26 protein-coding genes are annotated in these 19,776 nt (G+C 70.4%); 9 read left to right on the top strand and 17 right to left on the bottom strand.

Annotation, left to right across the window (positions count from 1 at the left end; genetic code table 11):
- Positions 1 to 94 precede the first annotated feature (94 nt).
- The 4 genes from groL to ABCR83_RS17680 all read right to left on the bottom strand — a co-directional run bounded on the left by groL (position 95) and on the right by ABCR83_RS17680 (position 3,857).
- On the bottom strand, positions 95 to 1,717 hold the full coding sequence (gene groL / locus ABCR83_RS17665) for a chaperonin GroEL (protein ID WP_462695992.1): 1,623 nt from the start codon (positions 1,715 to 1,717) through the stop codon (positions 95 to 97).
- A gap of 120 nt (positions 1,718 to 1,837) precedes the next feature.
- Positions 1,838 to 2,146: a co-chaperone GroES gene (groES, locus tag ABCR83_RS17670; RefSeq protein WP_462695993.1), complete on the bottom strand. Its 309-nt coding sequence runs from the start codon at positions 2,144 to 2,146 to the stop codon at positions 1,838 to 1,840.
- Between the two features lie 213 nt (positions 2,147 to 2,359).
- Positions 2,360 to 3,250, bottom strand: coding sequence for a polysaccharide deacetylase family protein (locus ABCR83_RS17675; protein ID WP_462696059.1), 891 nt, complete (start codon positions 3,248 to 3,250; stop codon positions 2,360 to 2,362).
- 199 nt (positions 3,251 to 3,449) lie between these two features.
- Positions 3,450 to 3,857, bottom strand: a complete 408-nt coding sequence (locus ABCR83_RS17680; RefSeq protein WP_462695994.1) for a nuclear transport factor 2 family protein — start codon at positions 3,855 to 3,857, stop codon at positions 3,450 to 3,452.
- A gap of 98 nt (positions 3,858 to 3,955) precedes the next feature.
- Here ABCR83_RS17680 and ABCR83_RS17685 point away from each other — a divergent pair, with 98 nt between their 5' ends.
- Both ABCR83_RS17685 and ABCR83_RS17690 read left to right on the top strand, forming a co-directional pair.
- Complete coding sequence (locus ABCR83_RS17685; protein WP_462695995.1) at positions 3,956 to 5,185, top strand: THUMP-like domain-containing protein; 1,230 nt, start codon at positions 3,956 to 3,958, stop codon at positions 5,183 to 5,185.
- The gene (locus ABCR83_RS17690) at positions 5,182 to 5,805 is read left to right on the top strand and encodes a Uma2 family endonuclease (protein ID WP_462695996.1); all 624 of its coding nucleotides are present in this window, start codon (positions 5,182 to 5,184) and stop codon (positions 5,803 to 5,805) included. The genes ABCR83_RS17685 and ABCR83_RS17690 overlap by 4 nt, the downstream gene beginning before the upstream one ends.
- Before the next feature lie 7 nt (positions 5,806 to 5,812).
- Here the strand turns inward: ABCR83_RS17690 and ABCR83_RS17695 are convergent, their stop codons facing one another.
- From ABCR83_RS17695 to ABCR83_RS17705, 3 genes are all read right to left on the bottom strand, one after another.
- Positions 5,813 to 6,181, bottom strand: a complete 369-nt coding sequence (locus ABCR83_RS17695) for a hypothetical protein (protein WP_462695997.1) — start codon at positions 6,179 to 6,181, stop codon at positions 5,813 to 5,815.
- A 161-nt stretch (positions 6,182 to 6,342) separates the two neighbouring features.
- A complete protein-coding gene (locus ABCR83_RS17700) occupies positions 6,343 to 6,759 on the bottom strand; it encodes a PIN domain-containing protein (protein WP_462696060.1) in 417 nt (138 codons plus the stop codon).
- Positions 6,759 to 6,983 (bottom strand): type II toxin-antitoxin system VapB family antitoxin, encoded by a 225-nt coding sequence (locus ABCR83_RS17705; protein ID WP_462695998.1) that lies wholly within the window; start codon positions 6,981 to 6,983, stop codon positions 6,759 to 6,761. The genes ABCR83_RS17700 and ABCR83_RS17705 overlap by 1 nt, the downstream gene beginning before the upstream one ends.
- A 340-nt stretch (positions 6,984 to 7,323) precedes the next feature.
- On the opposite strand from ABCR83_RS17705, the gene ABCR83_RS17710 reads away from it, so the two are divergent.
- Positions 7,324 to 7,551, top strand: coding sequence for a hypothetical protein (locus tag ABCR83_RS17710; protein ID WP_462695999.1), 228 nt, complete (start codon positions 7,324 to 7,326; stop codon positions 7,549 to 7,551).
- Positions 7,552 to 7,625: 74 nt separating this feature from the next.
- Here ABCR83_RS17710 and ABCR83_RS17715 read toward each other — a convergent pair whose 3' ends face one another.
- On the bottom strand, positions 7,626 to 7,766 hold the full coding sequence (locus ABCR83_RS17715) for a hypothetical protein (RefSeq protein WP_462696000.1): 141 nt from the start codon (positions 7,764 to 7,766) through the stop codon (positions 7,626 to 7,628).
- Between the two features lie 397 nt (positions 7,767 to 8,163).
- Between ABCR83_RS17715 and ABCR83_RS17720 the strand changes: the two genes are divergently transcribed.
- The 3 genes from ABCR83_RS17720 (at position 8,164) to ABCR83_RS17730 (ending at position 10,203) form a co-directional block, all read left to right on the top strand.
- Positions 8,164 to 8,619: a hypothetical protein gene (locus tag ABCR83_RS17720; protein WP_462696001.1), complete on the top strand. Its 456-nt coding sequence runs from the start codon at positions 8,164 to 8,166 to the stop codon at positions 8,617 to 8,619.
- 85 nt (positions 8,620 to 8,704) lie between these two features.
- Positions 8,705 to 9,694, top strand: coding sequence for a hypothetical protein (locus ABCR83_RS17725; RefSeq protein ID WP_462696002.1), 990 nt, complete (start codon positions 8,705 to 8,707; stop codon positions 9,692 to 9,694).
- A gap of 161 nt (positions 9,695 to 9,855) precedes the next feature.
- A complete protein-coding gene (locus tag ABCR83_RS17730; RefSeq protein ID WP_462696003.1) occupies positions 9,856 to 10,203 on the top strand; it encodes a DUF1330 domain-containing protein in 348 nt (115 codons plus the stop codon).
- 3 nt (positions 10,204 to 10,206) lie between these two features.
- On the opposite strand, the gene ABCR83_RS17735 is transcribed toward ABCR83_RS17730, so the two are convergent.
- A complete protein-coding gene (locus tag ABCR83_RS17735) occupies positions 10,207 to 10,830 on the bottom strand; it encodes a TetR family transcriptional regulator (protein WP_462696004.1) in 624 nt (207 codons plus the stop codon).
- An 81-nt stretch (positions 10,831 to 10,911) separates the two neighbouring features.
- On the opposite strand from ABCR83_RS17735, the gene ABCR83_RS17740 reads away from it, so the two are divergent.
- Positions 10,912 to 11,859, top strand: coding sequence for an oxidoreductase (locus ABCR83_RS17740; protein ID WP_462696005.1), 948 nt, complete (start codon positions 10,912 to 10,914; stop codon positions 11,857 to 11,859).
- Positions 11,860 to 11,926: 67 nt separating this feature from the next.
- On the opposite strand, the gene ABCR83_RS17745 is transcribed toward ABCR83_RS17740, so the two are convergent.
- On the bottom strand, positions 11,927 to 12,805 hold the full coding sequence (locus tag ABCR83_RS17745) for an NADP-dependent oxidoreductase (RefSeq protein ID WP_462696006.1): 879 nt from the start codon (positions 12,803 to 12,805) through the stop codon (positions 11,927 to 11,929).
- Positions 12,806 to 13,080: 275 nt separating this feature from the next.
- On the opposite strand from ABCR83_RS17745, the gene ABCR83_RS17750 reads away from it, so the two are divergent.
- Positions 13,081 to 13,539 (top strand): carboxymuconolactone decarboxylase family protein, encoded by a 459-nt coding sequence (locus tag ABCR83_RS17750; RefSeq protein ID WP_462696008.1) that lies wholly within the window; start codon positions 13,081 to 13,083, stop codon positions 13,537 to 13,539.
- A 135-nt stretch (positions 13,540 to 13,674) separates the two neighbouring features.
- Here the strand turns inward: ABCR83_RS17750 and ABCR83_RS17755 are convergent, their stop codons facing one another.
- The 4 genes from ABCR83_RS17755 to tsaB all read right to left on the bottom strand — a co-directional run bounded on the left by ABCR83_RS17755 (position 13,675) and on the right by tsaB (position 16,879).
- Entirely contained in the window at positions 13,675 to 14,253 is a 579-nt protein-coding gene (locus ABCR83_RS17755) for a Uma2 family endonuclease (RefSeq protein ID WP_462696061.1), read from the bottom strand.
- 271 nt (positions 14,254 to 14,524) lie between these two features.
- Positions 14,525 to 15,661, bottom strand: coding sequence for a tRNA (adenosine(37)-N6)-threonylcarbamoyltransferase complex transferase subunit TsaD (tsaD, locus tag ABCR83_RS17760; protein WP_462696009.1), 1,137 nt, complete (start codon positions 15,659 to 15,661; stop codon positions 14,525 to 14,527).
- Complete coding sequence (gene rimI / locus ABCR83_RS17765) at positions 15,645 to 16,205, bottom strand: ribosomal protein S18-alanine N-acetyltransferase (protein WP_462696062.1); 561 nt, start codon at positions 16,203 to 16,205, stop codon at positions 15,645 to 15,647. The genes tsaD and rimI overlap by 17 nt, the downstream gene beginning before the upstream one ends.
- Before the next feature lie 5 nt (positions 16,206 to 16,210).
- A complete protein-coding gene (gene tsaB / locus ABCR83_RS17770; RefSeq protein ID WP_462696010.1) occupies positions 16,211 to 16,879 on the bottom strand; it encodes a tRNA (adenosine(37)-N6)-threonylcarbamoyltransferase complex dimerization subunit type 1 TsaB in 669 nt (222 codons plus the stop codon).
- Between the two features lie 164 nt (positions 16,880 to 17,043).
- Between tsaB and ABCR83_RS17775 the strand changes: the two genes are divergently transcribed.
- A complete protein-coding gene (locus ABCR83_RS17775) occupies positions 17,044 to 17,619 on the top strand; it encodes a hypothetical protein (protein WP_462696011.1) in 576 nt (191 codons plus the stop codon).
- Positions 17,620 to 17,674: 55 nt separating this feature from the next.
- On the opposite strand, the gene ABCR83_RS17780 is transcribed toward ABCR83_RS17775, so the two are convergent.
- The 3 genes from ABCR83_RS17780 to ABCR83_RS17790 all read right to left on the bottom strand — a co-directional run bounded on the left by ABCR83_RS17780 (position 17,675) and on the right by ABCR83_RS17790 (position 19,756).
- Positions 17,675 to 17,863, bottom strand: a complete 189-nt coding sequence (locus tag ABCR83_RS17780; RefSeq protein WP_462696012.1) for a hypothetical protein — start codon at positions 17,861 to 17,863, stop codon at positions 17,675 to 17,677.
- Positions 17,864 to 18,002: 139 nt separating this feature from the next.
- On the bottom strand, positions 18,003 to 18,551 hold the full coding sequence (gene tsaE / locus ABCR83_RS17785; RefSeq protein ID WP_462696013.1) for a tRNA (adenosine(37)-N6)-threonylcarbamoyltransferase complex ATPase subunit type 1 TsaE: 549 nt from the start codon (positions 18,549 to 18,551) through the stop codon (positions 18,003 to 18,005).
- A 20-nt stretch (positions 18,552 to 18,571) separates the two neighbouring features.
- On the bottom strand, positions 18,572 to 19,756 hold the full coding sequence (locus tag ABCR83_RS17790) for an alpha/beta fold hydrolase (RefSeq protein ID WP_462696014.1): 1,185 nt from the start codon (positions 19,754 to 19,756) through the stop codon (positions 18,572 to 18,574).
- Positions 19,757 to 19,776 lie beyond the last annotated feature (20 nt).

A 19,776-nucleotide genomic window follows, 5' to 3' on the forward strand; every position in this document is an offset into this window, starting at 1 on the left:
CGACCAGAAGATCGACGGGGCGAAACAGCAAGGCCCGGATTAACCAACAGGGTCCCCTTCGGGGTGCCGGGCCTCGGTTCGTTCATCGGTTCGTTCAGTGGGAGTGACCGTGGCCGTGACCGGCCTCGGCGGGCTCCTCCTCCTTCTTCTCGACGACCAGGGTCTCGGTCGTGAGCAGCAGGGAGGCGATGGAGGCGGCGTTCTCCAGGGCGGAGCGGGTGACCTTGACCGGGTCGATGACGCCGGCCTTCACCAGGTCGCCGTACTCACCGGTGGCGGCGTTGAAGCCCTGGCCCTGGTCGAGCTCGGCCACCTTGGAGGTGATGACATAGCCCTCCAGGCCGGCGTTCTCGGCGATCCAGCGCAGCGGCTCGACGGCGGCGCGGCGGACCACGGCGACACCGGTGGCCTCGTCGCCCTCCTTGCCCAGGCCGCCGTCCAGCACCTTGACGGCGTGGACGAGGGCGGAGCCACCGCCGGAGACGATGCCCTCCTCGACCGCGGCGCGGGTCGCGGAGATGGCGTCCTCCAGGCGGTGCTTCTTCTCCTTGAGCTCGACCTCGGTGGCCGCGCCCACGCGGATGACGCACACGCCGCCGGCCAGCTTGGCGAGGCGCTCCTGGAGCTTCTCGCGGTCCCAGTCGGAGTCGGTGGACTCGATCTCCGCCTTGATCTGGGCGATGCGGCCCTGGACGTCGGCGGAGTTGCCGCCGCCGTCGACGATGGTGGTGTCGTCCTTGGTGATCGTCACGCGGCGGGCGGTGCCCAGCACATCCAGGCCGACCTGGTCGAGCTTGAGGCCGACCTCCTCGGCGATGACGGTGGCACCGGTGAGGGTGGCCATGTCGCCGAGCATCGCCTTGCGGCGGTCACCGAAGCCGGGGGCCTTGACGGCCACGGCGTTGAAGGTGCCACGGATCTTGTTGACGACGAGGGTGGAGAGCGCCTCGCCCTCGACGTCCTCGGCGATGATCAGCAGCGGCTTGGAGGCGCCCGCCTGGATGATCTTCTCCAGCAGCGGCAGCAGGTCCTGGATGGCGGAGATCTTGCCCTGGTGGATCAGGATGTACGGGTCGTCGAGAACGGCCTCCATACGCTCCTGGTCGGAGACCATGTACGGCGAGAGGTAGCCCTTGTCGAAGGCCATGCCCTCGGTGAAGTCGAGCTCCAGGCCGAAGGTGTTGGACTCCTCGACGGTGATGACGCCGTCCTTGCCGACCTTGTCCATCGCCTCGGCGATCAGCTCGCCGACCTGCTTGTCCTGGGCGGACAGCGCGGCCACGGCGGCGATGTCCGCCTTGTCGTTGATCGGGCGGGAGGTCGCGAGCAGCTCGTCGGAGACGGCCTTGACCGCGGCGTCGATGCCCTTCTTGAGCGCGGCCGGGGAGGCACCCGCGGCGACATTGCGCAGACCCTCGCGGACCAGCGCCTGGGCCAGCACGGTGGCGGTGGTGGTGCCGTCACCCGCGATGTCGTTGGTCTTGGTCGCCACCTCCTTGACGAGCTGGGCGCCCAGGTTCTCGTACGCGTCCTCGAGCTCGACCTCGCGGGCGATGGTGACGCCGTCGTTGGTGATGGTGGGGGCGCCGAACTTTTTGTCGATGACGACATTGCGGCCCTTGGGGCCGATCGTCACCTTCACGGTGTCGGCAAGCTTGTTGACGCCGCGCTCAAGGGCGCGACGAGCGTCCTCATCGAACTTCAGGGTCTTGGCCATGGGTTATGTGTCCTTCGCCGTATCTACAAACGAGCTGCGCCCCGGGCGCCCGGTCGTTGAACGCGGGAACCAGGGGCGCAGCTGCACAAAAGCTTCGAAGTCTCGGAAGCCTTGGGTGAATTACTTCTCGATGATCGCGAGGACGTCGCGAGCCGAGAGGACGAGGAACTCGTCACCGTTGTACTTCACCTCGGTGCCGCCGTACTTGCTGTAGAGCACGACGTCGCCGACCTTGACGTCGAGCGGCAGGCGCTCGCCGTTCTCGAAGCGGCCCGGGCCCACGGCGAGGACGGCGCCCTCCTGGGGCTTCTCCTTCGCGGTGTCCGGGATGACCAGGCCAGAGGCCGTGGTCTGTTCGGCGTCCAGCGGCTGGACCACAATGCGGTCCTCGAGCGGCTTGATGGCAACCTTGGAGCTGGCGGTCGTCACGATCCGACCTCCCCCTTCGGAGATCTCACGGGGTTAACTGTCTGAGGGTGGCGACCAGGTGGATCCGTCGTCGCGGGTGCCGGACCTGCCCGTCGCTGTGTTTGGCACTCACCGGTGGAGAGTGCCAACGAAGCCGAGACTATGACGCGCTTAGCACTCGGTCAAGCGGAGTGCCAATTCGCGCCGCCGCGGACCGCACCCGGCCGGCCCCGCTCAGACATAGTCCTCCAGTCGCGCCACCGTGAAACCCTGCCGCTGGATGCTGCGCAGCATGTTGGTCACCATCTTGGTCATCGAGGTGCCCTTCAGCTCCTGCGGCCCCCGGAAATGCGCCAGCACAATGTCCCCGGGACGCAGCCCGCCCGCCTCCGCGTAGCGCATGTCGTTGATCTGCATGGTGGCTTCCCACAGCACGACCGCCTTCACCCCGCAGCCGCCCGCCACGGCCAGGGTCTGCTCGTTGTAGTTGCCATACGGCGGACGGAACAGCTCCGGCGGCTTGCCGAACCGCTTCGCCAGCTGTTCCTGCTGCCCGCAGATCTCGTGCTTCTGCGCCCCGGCGGACAGGGTGCGCAGATTGGGATGGGTGAGGGTGTGGTTCTGGACGCCGTTGCCCAGGGCGCGCAACTGGCCGAAGTAGCCATAGCCGCGTCCGGCGCGGGCGATGTTGTCCGTCAGGAACATCGTGAAGGGCAGCTTGAGGTCCCTGGCCATCTTCACGAACTCGGGATCCTTCTCCGCCCCGTCGTCGAAGGTCACAAAGACGACCTTGTCCTTGGTCGGCACCCGCCGCACGATCTGCGGGGCGCCCCCCTTGGCGTGCTGCGTCAGCCGGGTCGCGGGCGGCTCGGGGGGCGCGGCGAGCGACTTGTCCAGGCCCCAGCGGCGGTAGGCGTCGGCGGCGGGCGGGGCACCGGCGGTGGTGCCGCCGGTCGCGGCCGGGGCCGCGCTCCGCTCCGCCTTGCCGGGGCCGGACGAGGAGCCGGAACACCCGGAGAGCAGGCCGGCCAGGAGCAGGGCCGCGGCACCGGCGGGTACGGCCCTGGCAATACGAGGCGAGGGCAGCGAGACCAGCGAGGGCAGCGAGGGCAGCGTGGTCAACAAGGTCACCCGACCGATTCTTGTGCATGCGTTCGAAGCCGGGCGGGCGCCCCCCGAACCACCCGCACCCCGCCGCCAGATCCGTGACCGCCGCACAGAGAACTGGTGCCAGGCGGGCTCGGTGCCCCAAACCGGAAGCGGCCACTTGGCGGCCCCGGGGCGCTGTCCGCGGCCGCCCCCGGTTCCCGGCTGCGCCGACACCTCAGGGGGTGCACGCCTCGGCGACCGAAAGGCTGTTCTCGCAGAGGTGGTAGCGGGTGATCAGCCCGTCCTGCACGGTGAGCCGCATGGCGAACGGCCCCTCATACGGCTTGCCCGTGGCCCGTACCTGCCCGGCGAGGAAGCCCAGCAGCACGGCCTCGGTACCGTCCACCACGACCGTGTGGATCCCGGTCCGGGCGGGGTCCGGAGCCACGCCCTCGGCCAGCTCCCGGAAGTGGGCGACGGCATCCGCGCGCGTCGAGCGGGGCTTGATCCACGGGGCGGCCGGGTTCTCCGCGATCACCCAGTCGACCTGCTCGGCGAACGCGGCCCCGATCCGCTCCGGGTCCCCCTCGCCGAGGAGGGCCAGGAAGTCCTGGACGGTCGCACGGGTGGCCTCGGTGGTCATGGCGATCTCCTCGAGTCGGTGAGTGCCCGATGCTGTCCCGGCACCGCCCCGGCCGTCGATTACCACCGAGGTAATGGCGCTCGGCGACAATGAGCCCCGTGTCCGCACCGAACTCCCCGACCGCCGCCTTCGCCGCCCTCCGCACCGAGGAGGGCCGCCGGCTCCTCGACGAGCTGCGCGCCTACGACCCCGCCCGGGAGCTCGCCACCGCGACCCGGCTGCGCCGCGAGCACCCCGCCGAGCTGGTGTCCGCCGCGCTCGGGCAGGCGCGGCTGCGGCAGCGCGCCGCCGTGAAGTTCGGCGCGGACGACGCGTGCCGGATGTTCTTCACCCCCAACGGCGTCGAGCAGGCGACCCGCGCCTCCGTCGCCGCCCACCGCGCCCGGCGCTTCGCCGCGCTGGGCGTGCGGCGCCTCGCCGACCTGTGCTGTGGCATCGGCGGCGACGCGATCGCCCTCGCCCGGGCGGGGGTCTCCGTCCTCGCCGTCGACCGCGATCCGCTGACCTGCGAGGTGGTCCGGGCCAACGCGGCCGCACTGGGCCTGGCCGACCTGATCGAGGTGCGCTGCGCCGATGTGACCGAGATCGACACCGCGCCCCATGACGCGGTCTTCGTCGACCCGGCGCGGCGCGGCGCATCGAAGACCGGTGGCCGGATCTTCGACCCCGAGGCGTACTCGCCCCCGCTCTCCTGGGCGATCGAGGCGGCCCGCAAGGCCCCGCACGCCGCCCTCAAGATCGCCCCCGGTGTGCCGCACGAGGCGATCCCCGACGACGCGGAAGCGGAGTGGATCTCGGACGGCGGTGACGTCAAGGAGGCCGTCCTCTGGTTCGGCACCGAGCCGGGCACCCGCCGGGCCACCCTGCTGCCCGGCGGCGCCACCCTGACCGCCCGCGGCCTGCCCGACCCGCCCGTCCGCCCGGTGGGCCGCTACCTCTACGAGCCGGACGGCGCGGTGATCCGCGCACACCTGGTCGCGGAGGTCGCGGACGAGCTGGGCGGCGGCCTGATCGACCCGACGATCGCCTATGTGACCGGCGACGAACCCCACCCGACGCCCCATGCGTCGGCATACGAGATCACGGATGTGCTCCCCTTCAACCTCAAGAGACTCAAGGCCCTTGTCCGCGAACGCGAGATCGGCGTCGCCGTCATCAAGAAGCGGGGCTCGGCGATCGAGCCGGAGGAGCTGCGCAAGAGGCTCAGACTCAAAGGGATGAACTCCTGTGTGATCGTCCTTACCCGGGTGGCGGGTGCGCCGACGATGCTGCTGGGGCAGCCTGCGCGGGCGTGGCCTGGCATGAGCGACAAGGGAGGACAGCGATGACCGCCGATCCCATCACCGAGCCGGTGCACAAGCCGCAGGACCCCATCGATCTGCTGATTGCGTTTGAAGAGGCAGCGGATGTGCCGATTCGACCCGAGTACTTCGAGGGGATGGCGGTCGTGCCACCGCAGCCGGATTTCCACCACAACGATGGCGCCATGGAGCTGTCCCACCAGCTGCGCTCGTCAGGAGTCCGGCTCACTGGCATCGGCATGGGATTCCGTACCGGAGCGAAGAACGAAAAGGGCGACGAGACCAGTGCTCTGGCCATCCCCGACTTCCACATCCTGCGACGCAGGCCCACCGAGTTGGACGAGGCATATTGCAGGATTCACAAGGGTTGGTACTCCATGGAGCTCCTCGCCCTCGTAGGCGAGATCGCCTCCAGCAGCCACGAGACGGATACCGGGCCCAAATACCGCGGCTACGCCGCCGCCGGAGTCCCCGTCTATGTGCTCATCCACCGCAAGGACGGCAAGGCATACGTCTTCTCCGAGCCCGATCGAGCAGCAGACCTGGCCGAAGCGCACTACATCACCAAGACGGAAGTCGAGCTCGGTCAGAAGCTCCCGCTCCCGGCCCCCTATCCTCCCCTCGACACCTCGCCCTTGCTCCCCTGACCCGACCTCACCCCAGATCCGTGAGCTCTTCCGCATAGAACGTCGTCAGCGGCTGCGGGCCCACGTACTGCTGGCAGTTGCACCGGCCCGGCTCATAGCGGACCGGCTTCTTCTCCGCGTCCCAGGCGATGGCCACCTCGACCGTCTCATGGCACTTGCCCTGCTTGTCATGCTTGGCAAGGTGGTGCCCACAACCGCACACCGGTGCCGGGGGCTTCTCCGCCGCCTCCAGTTCCGTGCGCTCCTTGTGCTTGGCCTCCATCAGCTGCAGCTTGCGCTTGTGGCGGGTGCGCAGCGCCTCGCGGGCGGTATCGCGGAATGCGTGTGCGACAGCCCCGACAGGGCCGATGGCGATGAAGATCCACCACCACTCCACGGCGCCCGCCTCCCCGTTGTTCCCGGTTACGCGGGCAGGACCGTCCCCCCGCACGGGCCATCAGGATAAGCCGTCCGCCGGGGCGGCAGACAGGCCCGTCGCCGAGTGACCGGCGGCAGGGTACGCCGCCGGCGACGCGGTATCTCCCCACTCACCCCCGGTCAACCGGGAACGTTGTGGACACTCCGCTCACGCAGGTCCTGCGCGCATCGGGCCATCGTCGCGAAGTCGTTGTCATCGTGCAGCACCGTCAGACCGTGATGCGCCGCAACAGCCGCAACCAGTAAGTCGACAACCGACAGGCCGCGGTGCTCTCCCTGTTGGGTGAGCCGGTACTGGGCGGCCTCGACCCACTGCCAGGCGTTCTTGGGTATGGACACATCCGGGTAGAGGTCGGCAAACATCTCGGTCATCGCGTCGTACTCGCCACGATCACGTGCCGAGCTCTTGAACTCGGCACGCTGCGGCTGGCAGGAGCCCACCGCCCCGTTGCCGATCACTTCGGTCCAGGCCGCACGCAGTTGCTTGTCGCGCTGAATGCGCCAGAGCGCGGACGAATCAATGACATACCGGACGATCACCGCCCGCCGCCGCGCTTCTCTGCCGTATGACGCCGCTCCCAGGACTCGTAGTCCCAGGTCTCCGCGAGTCCCGCGTACCGCTCCAGAGCGGCGATGCGCCGGTGCCGCTCGGTGAACTCCCTGAGAGCGGTGTTCACCGCCTCCTTCTTGGTCCTTATCCCAGACACCCGCATCGCTTCGGCCAGCGCCTCGTCATCGAGATCGATCGTGGTCAGACTCATCGCCACCACCCTTGTTGAAGCAACATAACCGGCATCAACAGAGTACATATCCAAGCCTCCGCCGACACGGGCTCCGACTCGACCTTCACCCAAACTCATTGCACACGCCTACTAAATTCAAGAAGGATAGTCCGCGCCTGCAACAATCTGAGGGGTGCCGCCCATGCGCGTATTCATCACCGGCCGCGACAGGGACGGGCTGATCCCGCATTCCGGGCACGCCCCTGCCGGGCTCCCACGCGCCCCTGCCCGTACGGGGTGCGGCGTGCATCGGCCGATGGAGCCGGGAAGCCTCACTGCCGATCAGAGGTACCCCCAACACCCCTCCAGGAGCCCTGCGTTGAACAGCTTCCGTCGTATCGCCACCGTCGCCGCGGCAAGTACCCTGCTCGCCCTGGGAGGCGTCGCGCTGGCCGCCCCCTCCCAGGCACAGCCCAGCGCCACCACAGTCACCGCCGCCCCCGGCGACCGCGATGACCACTGTGGCTGCGGCGGCGGCAACGGCGCCACCGACATCCTCTTCGCCACTCTGGTGAGCGCCATCCAAACCGGTGCGGGTGTGGTCTAGCCGACCCCGGACGACCGGGCGAGGGACCGTACGCCTCGGGGGGCGGCGGCACCTCGCCTCGTGGGCACCATGCGCTACCCGGCGATCTCACCCAGCAGGACCGCCAGTTCCCGCGGCCGCGAGAACATCGGCCAGTGCCCGGTAGGCAGGTGGCGCATGTCCATCCCCGCCATCAGCCCAAAGACCGGGTTGCCGCGGTCGACCCAGAGCCGCACCTGGTCGGGCCTGAACGTGTAGGCGAACAGGGAATGTCCGGCAGCGCGGCCGGACGGTCCAGTGGCCGGACGGCGGCACCGAACGGCTCCGGCGCGGCCTCGGCGACCCGGTCCGCCAGCCCGCTCAGCGCGACCGGATACACCTCGTGCCCGGCCGCCCGCAGTTCCCGGGGCACGTCCTCCCACGCCCACGCGCCCGTCCGGGACCCGGGTACCAGAACGATCGCCGCCAACTCCATCGCCTCATTTCTCCGGCCCGCCCTGCGGTGATCGCGGCCGATACCGACGGAGCTCGCCCTTCCACATCCCATGGCGCATTCCTACAAGACCGGTGGCCCGGCACGGCGCAGGATCTCGGTCGACAACGCCCCACTGGTTTCTGGCGGAAGGAAACGCAATGGTCGGCAAGAAGCTCGCGAGCAGAGCCGGAGTGGTCGCCGCCGCCCTCGGTCTGGCCGTAGGCGTCCTGGGCGGCACGGCCCAGGCAAGCGACAACATCTCCACCTGGAGCAGCCACCGCTGCAACAGCGTCAACTGGTTCTGCCTGTATTACTCGCCCAATGCCAAGGGTGCCTCGCTCGGCTACCAGCACGCCGACGCCGACATCCACAACCTCGGCAACTATCGGTACGCCAACGACGGGGCCGGGCACGGCCAGGTCGTCCGCAACAACGCGGCCTCGGTGGAGGACGTCTCCGACTGCAACGTCGGCATCTGGTACTCCCCCGACTTCCAGGGCGACTCGGAGTGGTTGAACCCCTGGATGGGCGGCAACCTCACCTTCCTGCGCAACAACGAGGCGTCCATCTCGGTCGACGACGACACCCACTGCCCCGGCACCGGGATGGGCTGACCGGCCCGCCAACCGCGCGGGCGGCGGCCGCCGCCTGCGCAACCCCGGCCCGGCCGGCCAACCGACCGAGTGAGAGGAACGCGCGATGCGGAACTCCGGCACAACGGGCCGCGCCCTGCGGGCGGTTGGCTCGGCAGCGGCACTGACCATCGTCCTCGGCGCCTGCGCGGCACAGGCCGACTCGCCACCGCGGTCTGCCGGCACACCCGCACCGACCCCCTCGGCGGGCACTCCGGCCTCCGCGCTGCACCTGCCCATCGAGGCGTATCTGCTCCCGCCCCGGCTGTCGGTGACCTACGACCGGATCCGCGGCACCCTGATCCACGACTGCATGCGCGACCACGGCCACCCCTACCCGGCACCGCCGCGCTCCGGTTCGGATCACTCGGATCAGAGGGCCGTCGACGCTTACACGGTGATGTACCGGCGCTACGGGGTGACCGATCCGGCCGCGGTACGGACCTGGGGCTACCGCCGGCCAAGGCCTGCCGCCGGTGCACCACCGGCCGCCGCGACGGGCGTACGGCTCTCCGACTTCACGCCCGCCGCCCGGCGGGTGCTGCTGGGCCGCGACCCGGAGACCGGGAAGCCCGTCCGCTCACAGGACGGACGAACCGTGCCGGCCGGCGGCTGCGTGGGTGCGGCCAACCACGAACTCGGCGACGAGGCCACCAGCCCACAGGGCCCGCAGACCGGCCCCGGAGAGCTGGTCGCCGCCATCAAGCACGACAGCTTCGAGGCATCCCGCACCGATCCCCGGGTGTCCGCGGTCTTCGCCGCCTGGTCCGCGTGCATGAAGTCGCAGGGCTACCGGCTGTCCGACCCGATGCACGCCTCCGACCGGCTGCCCAAGCCGGCCGACGGCCGCCCCGGTCGTACGGAGATCGCCCAGGCGACGGCCGACGTGACCTGCAAGGCGCGAACCAACCTGGTGGGCGTGTGGTTCGCGGTGGAGTCCGGCTACCAGAACGCCGCCATCCGCGAACATGGCGCTGCGCTCGCGCGAGTACGGACGCAACTGGACGACGAGGCGGACCGGCTCCGCCGTCTGGCGGCGGCAGGACATGCCGGGTGACGGTGAACACACCAGGCTCGAGCCCGGGTTGCTCGGAGCCGGGGGCCGTCACCAAGGCAGGAACCTTACCTGGCAGGTCATCGCCCCGGGTGGCTCCGCATGTCATGGTCAACGGCGTATGGAGCCCGACCAGTTGTCCCGACCAGTTGTAAGGACGCCACATGCCCGCCTATGCCATAGCGAACCTGCAGGAGGCCGCCCCGGTCCCGGAGATCGCTGAATACATCGAGCGCATCACCGGCACCTTCGAGCCATACGGCGGCCGATTCCTCGTGCACGCCACGCAGCACGAGGTAAAGGAGGGCAGTTGGCCCGGGAATGTCGTGGTGATCGGCTTCCCGGGAATTGCCGAGGCACGGGCCTGGTGGGACTCACCCGCGTACCAGGAGATCGCACCACTGCGCTCGCGGCATATCGAGGGCGACATCATTCTGGTCGAAGGCGTCTCCGAGAGCTACGACCCGACCACCACCGCCAAGGCGATGCGGGAGGCCCTGCCTGCCGAGTAGCCCTCAGGTCCGGGCCTGGACGGCGTCCAGCGCCTGGGCGATGACGGCGAAGGCCCGGTCGATCAGTTCGGCGGGGTCCTCGGCGCCGTCGCTGCCGCTCCACCGTTGCAGTACGGCGTCGAAGGCGGTGAGCGCCATCCCGGCGGCCAGCTGCGGGTACAGCTCGGTCGTGGGGTCGAGCTCCTGGCGGGACGCCAACTCCGCCGCCAGTTCATCGCGCCACTGCGCCTGGCGCTCCAGAAAGCGCGCGCGCAGGGCGGGAGTTCGCAGGATCAGCCGCACCACGCGCAGGGTCCGGTCGATGTCGGTGTGGTCGGCACAGGCCGCCATGGCGACCCAGACGGCGTGCCGCAGTGCCAGGGAGGGCCGCTCCCCGGCGGGGCGGGCCGCCAGCTCCGCGCGAATGCCGGTGCCCATGTCGGCCAGGAATTGGACGACCACGTCCTCCTTGGACGCGAAGTACCGGAAGAACGTCCGCTTGGACACTCCGGCGGCGGCCGCGATCTCGTCGATGGTGACCGCGTCGAATCCCTTCAACGCCAGCAGCTGTAGTGCCGCTTCGGCCAGCTCGTTCGAGACGAGCTGACGTTTGCGCTGGGCCAGGCTGCTTTCGGGGCGGGAAGTCACCGGGCAATCGTAGCGCCATGCCACGCATGGCACACAGTCGCACACTTGACACTAAGTGCCATCAACGACAGTGTGTGCCTCATGACACAGCTTCAGCGTTGGACCGCCGAGCAGATCCCGGACCAGACCAAGCGGGTGTTCGTCGTCACCGGGGCGAACAGCGGCCTCGGCCTGGCGACCACCCGAGCGCTCGCCCACCGGGGCGGGCATGTGATCCTCGCGGTCCGCGACGAGGGCAAAGGGCATCGGGCGGTCGCGGAAATCACCGCCGGGCAGCCGGGCGCCAGCCTCGAGGTACGCCACCTCGACCTGGCCGATCTCGACTCGGTCCGGGCCTTCGCCGACAAACTGCACACCGACCATGCGCGGCTGGATGTACTCGTCAACAACGCCGGGGTGATGGCTCCACCCCGATCACTGAGCACCCAGGGCCATGAATTGCAGTTCGCCTGCAACCATCTCGGTCATTTCGCCCTCACCGGACTACTGCTCGACCTGCTGGCCGCCGGACACAACCCCCGCGTGGTCACGGTGAGTTCGGTCAACCACCGGAAGGGGCGCATGTACTTCGATTACTTCGATGACACTGCCGGTGAGCGCGGCTATTCGCCCATGGGTTTCTACAACCAGTCCAAGTTCGCCAATGCCGTTTTCGGCTGGGAACTCCACCGGCGGCTGACCGGGACCGGCAGCCCGGTGCGCAGCGTGCTCGCCCACCCCGGCTACACCGCCACCAACCTGCAGACGAGTGCGCCGGTCGGTCTGTGGCGGGTGGTGTTCGGCCGCATCGGCAACCCGCTGCTCGCCCAGACCCCGGACCGGGGCGCACTGCCGCAGCTGTACGCCGCGACCGAACCGGACGTGCAGGGTGGGCAGTTCATCGGGCCCGACGGCCCGGCCGAGCTGCGCGGCGGACCGACCCGGGTCCGGCTGTCCGCAGCGGCGGCCGACCCCGAGACCGGCCGCCGGCTGTGGGAGCTGTCGGAGCGGCTGACGGATGTGCGGTTCGGGCTTCCGGCCCTCGCCTGAACCGCTGTCCGCTGTCCGCTGTCCATCAAGGGCCCCGTGGGGCCGACGGCTCCCCCGCATCCGTGGCTCAGAAGGTGAGCAGGACCTTGCCGAGCCGGCCGCCGGCCTCGAAGTACTCATGGGCGGCCCGCACCTCGTCCAGCGGGTAGCGCGCCCCGATGCGCAGCCTGAGTTCCCCGGCATCCACCAGGGCGACGAGGCGGGCCAATTGGTCCCGGTTCTCCTGGACATAGCTCTTGGCCGCACCGGGCACGTCGGGCAGCGGGTGGTCGGCGATGGAGACGTACCGGCCGCCCGGCGCGAGCGCCCGGCTCGCGTCGGTGCCCGCGGTGTCGAGGACCACCTGGTGGCCGCCGGACGGCAGGCCGGCCGGGTCGCTCCACACCTGCTCGGCGCCCAACGCACGGGCCTCGTCGATGTGTTCGGGGCGCGAGACCAGCCCGTCGACGGCCGCTCCGGCGCGCCGGGCGAGCTGGACGGCCAGGCCGCCCACGGCCCCGGCGGCACCGACCACAAGGATGCGCTGCCCGGCGGAGAGCCGGGCCTGCTCCAGCGCCTGGAGGGCGGTCGTCCCGGCCAGCGGCAGGGCCGCGGCCTCCTCCAGGGGCAGCGCGGAGGGCGCCGTGGTCACCAGGCCGGCGGGCAGGACGACCTGCTCGGACCAGGTGCCGCGCCCGGTGGCGATCTGGGCGGACATCGCGACCACCCGGTCCCCGGGGCGGAATCCGGAGTTTTCCCCGGCGACGACGACTCCGGCGAGGTCCCAGCCCAGGGTGGCCGGGAGTTCCGGACCCACGTCCCAGGTGCGGGTCTTCCAGTCCACGGGGTTCAGGCTGCTGGCCACGGCCCGGATCAGCACCTCGCCGGGGCCGGGGACGGGCTCGGGGAGCTCGCGGACGGCCAGGACGTCGGTACCGCCGTGGCGGTCGATCCGTACGGCGCGCATGGGTGTTCTCCTTCGCACGGGTTTACGCGGAGGGCGGGATGAGGCCCTGCCGCCCGAAGGAACGCTAAAGCCTCACATCTATGTGAGAGTCAACCCCGTCCCGGCAAGTTGATGCAGTATCTGCCGTTCGAACTGATCGAAGATCTCCTCGCGCATCCGCCCAACGATCGTGCGACGATCGAAATGGATGCCCCCGAAATGGATGCCCCGCCCCCTGTCACATTCTCCTGCCGCTCTCCGTCAGTGCAGTGAAAGCCACTACGAAGGAGACAACGATGCAGGCACGCATGCAGAACCCCGCGACGGTCCTCCCCGAGGCCACCCAGGCCATCTACAGCCTGATCAAGACCGCAAAGAAGGGCGGCGTCCCCGAGACGACGCTCGAGCTGGTCCATCTGCGCGCGAGCCAGATCAATGGCTGCAGCTTCTGCGTGACCGGGGGCGCGCTCAGCGCCAAGAAGGCGGGCGAGAGCGACGAGCGGCTGTACGCGGTGGCCGCCTGGCGCGAGGCCCCCTTCTTCACCGACGCCGAACGCGCCGCACTCGCGCTCGCCGAGGCCGTGACCCGGCTGGCCGACCGGCCCGACCCGGTCCCGGACGACATCTGGAACGAGGCCACCAAGCACTACGACGAAAAGCAGCTCGCCGCTCTCACCCTCTGGATCGGCATAACCAACCTCTTCAACCGCCTCAACGCCACCACCAAGCAGGTCGCGGGCTCGGTCACCTGGTAAGGAAATCGAGGTCGCCGCGCAGCACGCCCTCCCGGGTGAACCCGGCCTTCTCCAGCGCCCGTTGCTCCGCGGAAACAGCCCGGTTATGAGCGCCCCGGCCCTCTGATTCCAGAGGGACGGGGGCAGCGTCCCCTATCAGTTGACGAAATCCTTCAGCTCTTCCGTCTCCAGAGTGAACCCGACCGGGCCGGGAAGCTCGACCGGCGTGCCATACGGGTGGGACACCGAGCTCAGGTACTCGCCGTTTTTGGGCTCGGAGTAGACGGTGACCATGCAGCGATCGCGGTCGATCAGGAGATAGACCGGGATGCCGACTGCGGCATAGCCATTGGGCTTGTCCACCCGGTCACGCTGGTTGGTGTCCGCGTCGTTCGAGGTGACCTCGACAGCCATCAGCACGCCATCGGCTTCAGTCCACTCTCCCTTGCCGGTGAAATGCCTCTCAGGTGCGAGAGAACCGTCCGGGCGCGCCCTGCCCTTGCGGTAATGCTCGACTTTGAGCCCCTGTTCCGGATACAGCCACAGGCTGGGAACATGCTGCATACACTGCTTCTGCAGCCACCTGATGATCTCGCCGTGGTCCCCGTCCGGCACCGGCTTTACCTCGATCTTTCCGTTGATGAACTCCAGGCGTACGGTCTCGGGCGCCGTACGGGCCAGCTCCTCGAACTCTTCGGTGAGGATCAGGGGACGGTCACTGGTACCAGGGGTCATGTTGTTGCCTCCTCTCCCCCATCGTGCCCCGATATCGGGAGGCGCGTCGTGCACTGCGGTCATGCGCGAGTCCTTTCGCGTCACGGTTGATCACCCGATGTCGATCGACACGGGTGGAGCCTCGGCAGCTCGCCGCTTGGCCCTCTTCCGTCGGCACGCTAGAGCGCCGCTACGACACGTCGCAAACCGGCAACAATAAGTGAACAGGCTGTGATATGGGGCGACTTCTGAACCTGCCTGGTATTGGACCAGCAGCCGTTGAGCCCCGCGCTCAGGAGTACAGGTTGTCCTTGCTCAGCTCATGGAAGTGATCGTGGTCATGGCCGTGCCCGTGGCCATGGTCGTCGTCATGCGAGTGCCCCGGCACATGCGTATCGGTGACCGGCAGCGACGAATCCGCCGACAGGTCCCAGGAGGACGCCGACCGGCCCCGGGCCACCATCTCGGCGCCCAGGGCGGCCACCATCGCGCCGTTGTCGGTGCACAGCTTGGGGCGCGGGACGCGCAGGGTTATGCCCGCGTCCTCGCAGCGGCGCTGGGCCATGGCGCGCAGGCGGGTGTTGGCGGCGACACCGCCGCCGATCATCAGGTGGTCGACGCCGTGGTCGCGGCAGGCCCGCACCGCCTTGCGGGTGAGGACGTCCACCACCGCCTCCTGGAAGGACGCGGCGACATCGGCGACCGGCACCTGCTCACCCGCCGCGCGCCTGGCCTCGATCCAGCGGGCCACCGCGGTCTTGAGGCCGGAGAAGGAGAAGTCGTAGATGGGGTCGCGGGGGCCGGTGAGGCCGCGGGGGAAGCGGATGGCGTCCGGGTCGCCCGCACGGGCGTAGCGGTCGATGACCGGGCCGCCGGGGAAGCCCAGGTTCAGCACCCGCGCGATCTTGTCGAAGGCCTCGCCCGCCGCGTCGTCGATGGTCGAGCCGAGGGGGCGTACGTCCGAGGTGATGTCGGGGGCGAGCAGCAGGGAGGAGTGGCCGCCGGAGACCAGCAGGGCCATGGTCGGTTCGGGCAGGGCGCCGTGCTCGAGTTGATCGACGCAGATGTGGGAGGCCAGGTGGTTCACCCCGTAGAGCGGCTTGCCCAGGGCGTAGGCGTAGGCCTTGGCCGCCGAGACGCCGACCAGCAGGGCGCCCGCCAGGCCCGGGCCCGCCGTGACGGCGATGCCGTCGAGGTCGGAGGCGGCGATGCCGGCCTCCTTCAGGGCGCGCCGGATGGTGGGGACCATGGCCTCCAGGTGGGCGCGGGAGGCGACTTCGGGGACGACGCCGCCGAAGCGGGCGTGCTCGTCGACGCTGGAGGCGACCGCGTCGGCGAGCAGGGTGTGCCCGCGGACGATGCCGACGCCGGTCTCGTCGCAGGACGTCTCGATGCCGAGGACGAGCGGTTCGTCAGCCTTGCGGGCCATGGGTCATTCCTTGCGCAGTGGTGGTCTCCGCGGCGGAGCCGCTGTCGGATGCTTCGGATGCCGCGGACAGGCGCATGACGAGCGCGTCCACATTGCCCGGCTGGTAGTAGCCGCGGCGGATGCCGACCGGCTCGAAGCCGAAGCGCTCGTACAGGCGTTGGGCGCGGGTGTTGTCGACGCGCACCTCCAGCAGCACCTCGCGGCACTCGAAGTCGGTGGCGGCGGACAGCAGTTCGCGCAGCAGGCGGGAGCCGAGGCCGGTGCTCCAGTGTGCCCGGGCGACGGCGATGGTCTGGATGTCACCGGTGCCGTCGATGGCGGCGAGGCCGGCGTAGCCGACGACCCGGTCCGTGTCGTCCACGGCCACCGCATAGCGGCGGTTGGCGTTCGCGCCGCGCGCATGGGCGAGTTCGGACCAGAACAGGCCCTTGGACCAGGCGTCGTCCGGGAACAGCGCGCGCTCCAGCTCCAGCACCGGTGCAATGTCCCACCAGCGCATTTCGCGGATGCGTACCTTTTCGGTGCCCGGTTCCACCGGGTCCATGGCGCTCACTTCGGGGTGACCACCTTGTAGTTGGCCGGAACCTGGGCGTCCGGGCGGCGCAGGTAGAGCGGCCGGCCGGGCAGGAACTCACCGCCGGTGCGCAGCTTCTCCACCGCGAGGGCGGCCAGCGCGCCCGCCGACTGGTGCTGGGGGAGGTCGGCCCGTACGTCCGAGAAGGCTTCCGGGTAGAGGACCGCGCCCGTGCCGACGGCGGTCAGTCCGGCGAGCGGTTCGGTGAGGTCGGTGGGGCGGTCGACGGCGGGCTCGGTGATCCGGGTGCGCGCATCCGCGTACCGGGCCCAGTAGACCTCCTTGCGGCGGGCGTCCGTGGCGACCACGAACTCGCCGGTCAGCCCGGCCTGGCCGGCCGCGAAGGCGATGCCGTCCAGGCTGCACAGGCTGTGCACGGGGATGTCGAGGGCGGCACTGAAGGTCGCGGCGGTGACGATGCCGACGCGCAGGCCGGTGTACGGGCCGGGGCCGACGCCGACGACCAGGCCGGTGACCTCCGCCGGCCGGTGGCCCGCCTCGGCCAGCACCCGGTCGACGGCGGGCAGCAGCAGCTCGCCGTGCCGCCGCGCATCCACCTGGTTCGACTCGGCGACGACGGATTCCCCGTCATGGAGGGCGACGGTGACGGCAGGGGTTGCGGTATCAAGAGCGAGCAGCAGCACAGTGACAAGCCTACGGCGCGGCATGGGGCGGGCGGTGCGCGCGTTCGCTTCCCGCCGGGGTCCTCCGGGGGCGCGGCGGGAGCGCGTCCGGGTGCTACGGTCAGCCGGATAGCCGTACGCCGCATAGCCGTACTAGACGTACGTAGGACGAAAGGGTGCGCAGCGTGGCACGCAGCAGCTCGGGGATCATTGTGGCCGGGCTCACCGCGGGGGCCCTGGCCGTGGTCGGCTTTCTCGCCTATCAGGCGTCGGCGGCGGACGACTACCACCCCCCGGCCCGGCCGCATGCCTCGCCCTCCCGGCCGTCGGACCAGGGGAAGGACAAGGACCGGGGCGGGCAGGCGGCCAAGGACAAGGCGGCGCTTCCGGCCGGTTCGGGGACCGGGAAGCGGGTCGTCTACTCGATCGGGCAGAAGCGGGTGTGGCTGGTCGGCGCCGACGGCAAGGCCGCACGGTCCTTCGAGGTCGCGCCGAGCTCGGTGAGCCCGGCGGCCGGGACGTACTCGGTGACCTCGCGCAGCCCCACGGGGACCGGCTCGGACGGGGTGCCGGTCGAGCATGTGGTGCGCTTCAACCGGGATGCGACCGGGGTGGTCTTCGGCTTCAGCGCCGCGGTGGACGGCTCGACGCCGGACCCCAAGTCGGTCAAGAAGACGGGTGCGGTGCGGGAGACTCCTGCGGACGGGCGGGCGATGTGGGAGTTCGCGCCGAACAACACGAAGATCGTCGTCGTCCAGTAGGCGGTGGCCGGGGCGTCACCCGGTCGGGCTAATTCCCTGGGCGGGAGCGGAGTGCTCAGGCGGCGTGCTCCGCAACGGCCTGGCCCTCCGGCTCCCGGGCGGCGGGCGCCCGCGGAGGGGTGGAGACCGCGTCGGCGGCCGCGCAGGCCGCGAGGAGGTCACGCATCGAGGGGGGCCGCTCCTCCGGAGGTCCGGGGCGATCGGAGCGGTTGGCCACGGCGGCAGCAGGCTCTTGTGCCGACATGAGTGCCTCCTGGGGCAGCTGGGCAAGGTTAGGTAGACCTAACCGTGTCTCTGCCTTCCATGTGACCACGGCCCATGGCACGGGCGCAACATCTTCCCGACGGCTTGTCGGTTACCCATTGACCGGCCGGCCGGGCCGGTCAGCCGAGCGGCGACAGGTCCACACCCGTCCAGCGCTCGCCGACGCCGGTGACCGTCACCGCGCGCACATCGTCGTCCTCGGCGGCCGACGCCACCGCGTCCGCCCCGATCGCCCGCCCGATGACCACCCGCAGCCGGTCCTCGGACAGCTCCTCGACCTTGCCGTCGCCCCACTCCACCACCGTCACCGACTCCGGCAGCGAGACGTCCAGGTCCAGGTCCTCCATCTCGTCCAGCCCGCCGGAGAGCCGGTAGGCGTCCACATGGACCAGGGCCGGGCCGGGGCCGAGCGGCGGGTGCACCCGCGCTATCACAAAGGTCGGCGAGGTGACCGCGCCCCGAACGCCGAGCCCCTCGCCCAGCCCGCGGGTCAGCGTCGTCTTGCCCGCGCCGAGCTCGCCGGAGAGCAGCACCAGGTCCCCGGGGCGCAGCAGGGCCGCCAGGCGGCGGCCCAGCTCCCGCATGTCCTCGGCCGTCTTCACGGTGAGCTCGGCGGAAGCGGAAGCGGACGTGCCAGCCGTGCCGGGCATCTCGAGCGGGGCGTTCATACCGCCCGATGGTACGGGCCTCAGCCGCCGCCCTGCGCTTCGGCGGTACGCCCCGCACGCCCCTGGAGCGCGCCCTCCGCACCGGCGGCGGACAGCAGGGCGAGCAGCCGGTCCTCGACCGTCCCGGGGCGCTCCAGGATCACCAGGTGGCCCGCGCCGGGGACGATCAGCAGCTCGGCGTCCGGCAGGGCGGCGCCGATGGCCTCGCTGTGCGAAGCCGGGGTGATCAGGTCCTTCTCCCCGCCGATGACCAGCACCGGCAGGTCGCGGAAGGCACTCAGCGCCGCCGCTTTGTCGTGCTCGAAGAAGGCCGGGGCGAACTCGGCGACCACATCGACCGGCGTGGACTCCAGCAGCCGCTCGGCGAACCGCGCCACCCCCGGGTCGACCTCCTTGGACCCGAACGAATAGCGCCGGTAGATCCCGGCGAGGAAGTCGGTACTGACCCGCCGCCCCTTCTCGATCAGCTCGGTCTGGCCGACCATCAGCCGGAAGGCGCCCGGCAGCACCACCCGCCGGGCCATGGTCATCCCCATGGCCGGGAGGCCGAAGGTGACCTCGGACATGCGGCCGGCGGAGGTGGCGATGAAGGCCGCGCCGGCCGCCCGCTCGGCGATCAGCCGGGGGAACTGCGCGGCCAGCGCCATCAGGGTCATGCCGCCCATGGAGTGCCCGACCAGCACCAGCGGCCCCTCGGGGGCCGCCGCGTCGATGACCGCCTTGAGGTCGCGGCCCAGCAGGTCGATGGAGACCGGCCCGGTCCGGCCGCGCCCGGAGCGGCCATGGCTGCGCTGGTCCCAGAAGACGGTGCGCAGCACGCCGCGCAGGGCGGCACGCTGGAAGTGCCAGGAGTCCTGGTTGAGGCAGTAACCATGGCTGAAAACGACCGTGACGGGCGGTGCGGGGCGCCGCCCGAAGAGCCTGGACCGCGGTTCCGGGTCCGGCTCCTCCACCTCGTAGTGCAGCTCGGTCCCGTCCTCCGCGACCGCCACTCCCGGTGTGCCGCGCAGCGTCCCGTACGGGCCCGCGGAGTCCAGCGCCAGCCGGGCCCTGCGGCGCATCCCGCGCCCCACCGTCAGCCGTTCCACCGCGACGCCCGCCGCCGCACCCGCGGCGACGATGCCCACCGCGGCGCCCGCCACGCCCGCACCGCGCAGCCAGGCGGCCATGCCGGTGACCCGGTCGGAACTGTCACCCTCACTCATGCCGTGCCCCCGTGGTCGTT

The organism is Streptomyces xingningensis, from assembly GCF_054957865.1.

Excerpts from the sequence above, each read along its gene's own strand:
- ABCR83_RS17720 (WP_462696001.1), top strand. The coding sequence starts at position 8,164 with ATGGTCGGCAAGAAGCTCGCGAGCAGAGCCGGAGTGGTCGCCGCCGCC.
- groL (WP_462695992.1), bottom strand. The coding sequence starts at position 1,717 with ATGGCCAAGACCCTGAAGTTCGATGAGGACGCTCGTCGCGCCCTTGAG.
- ABCR83_RS17790 (WP_462696014.1), bottom strand. The coding sequence starts at position 19,756 with ATGAGTGAGGGTGACAGTTCCGACCGGGTCACCGGCATGGCCGCCTGG.
- tsaE (WP_462696013.1), bottom strand. The coding sequence starts at position 18,551 with ATGAACGCCCCGCTCGAGATGCCCGGCACGGCTGGCACGTCCGCTTCC.
- ABCR83_RS17725 (WP_462696002.1), top strand. The coding sequence starts at position 8,705 with ATGCGGAACTCCGGCACAACGGGCCGCGCCCTGCGGGCGGTTGGCTCG.
- rimI (WP_462696062.1), bottom strand. The coding sequence starts at position 16,205 with ATGGACCCGGTGGAACCGGGCACCGAAAAGGTACGCATCCGCGAAATG.
- ABCR83_RS17680 (WP_462695994.1), bottom strand. The coding sequence starts at position 3,857 with ATGACCACCGAGGCCACCCGTGCGACCGTCCAGGACTTCCTGGCCCTC.
- ABCR83_RS17705 (WP_462695998.1), bottom strand. The coding sequence starts at position 6,983 with ATGAGTCTGACCACGATCGATCTCGATGACGAGGCGCTGGCCGAAGCG.
- tsaD (WP_462696009.1), bottom strand. The coding sequence starts at position 15,661 with ATGGCCCGCAAGGCTGACGAACCGCTCGTCCTCGGCATCGAGACGTCC.
- ABCR83_RS17755 (WP_462696061.1), bottom strand. The coding sequence starts at position 14,253 with ATGACCCCTGGTACCAGTGACCGTCCCCTGATCCTCACCGAAGAGTTC.
- ABCR83_RS17730 (WP_462696003.1), top strand. The coding sequence starts at position 9,856 with ATGCCCGCCTATGCCATAGCGAACCTGCAGGAGGCCGCCCCGGTCCCG.
- ABCR83_RS17780 (WP_462696012.1), bottom strand. The coding sequence starts at position 17,863 with ATGTCGGCACAAGAGCCTGCTGCCGCCGTGGCCAACCGCTCCGATCGC.
- ABCR83_RS17745 (WP_462696006.1), bottom strand. The coding sequence starts at position 12,805 with ATGCGCGCCGTACGGATCGACCGCCACGGCGGTACCGACGTCCTGGCC.
- ABCR83_RS17740 (WP_462696005.1), top strand. The coding sequence starts at position 10,912 with ATGACACAGCTTCAGCGTTGGACCGCCGAGCAGATCCCGGACCAGACC.
- ABCR83_RS17690 (WP_462695996.1), top strand. The coding sequence starts at position 5,182 with ATGACCGCCGATCCCATCACCGAGCCGGTGCACAAGCCGCAGGACCCC.
- ABCR83_RS17750 (WP_462696008.1), top strand. The coding sequence starts at position 13,081 with ATGCAGGCACGCATGCAGAACCCCGCGACGGTCCTCCCCGAGGCCACC.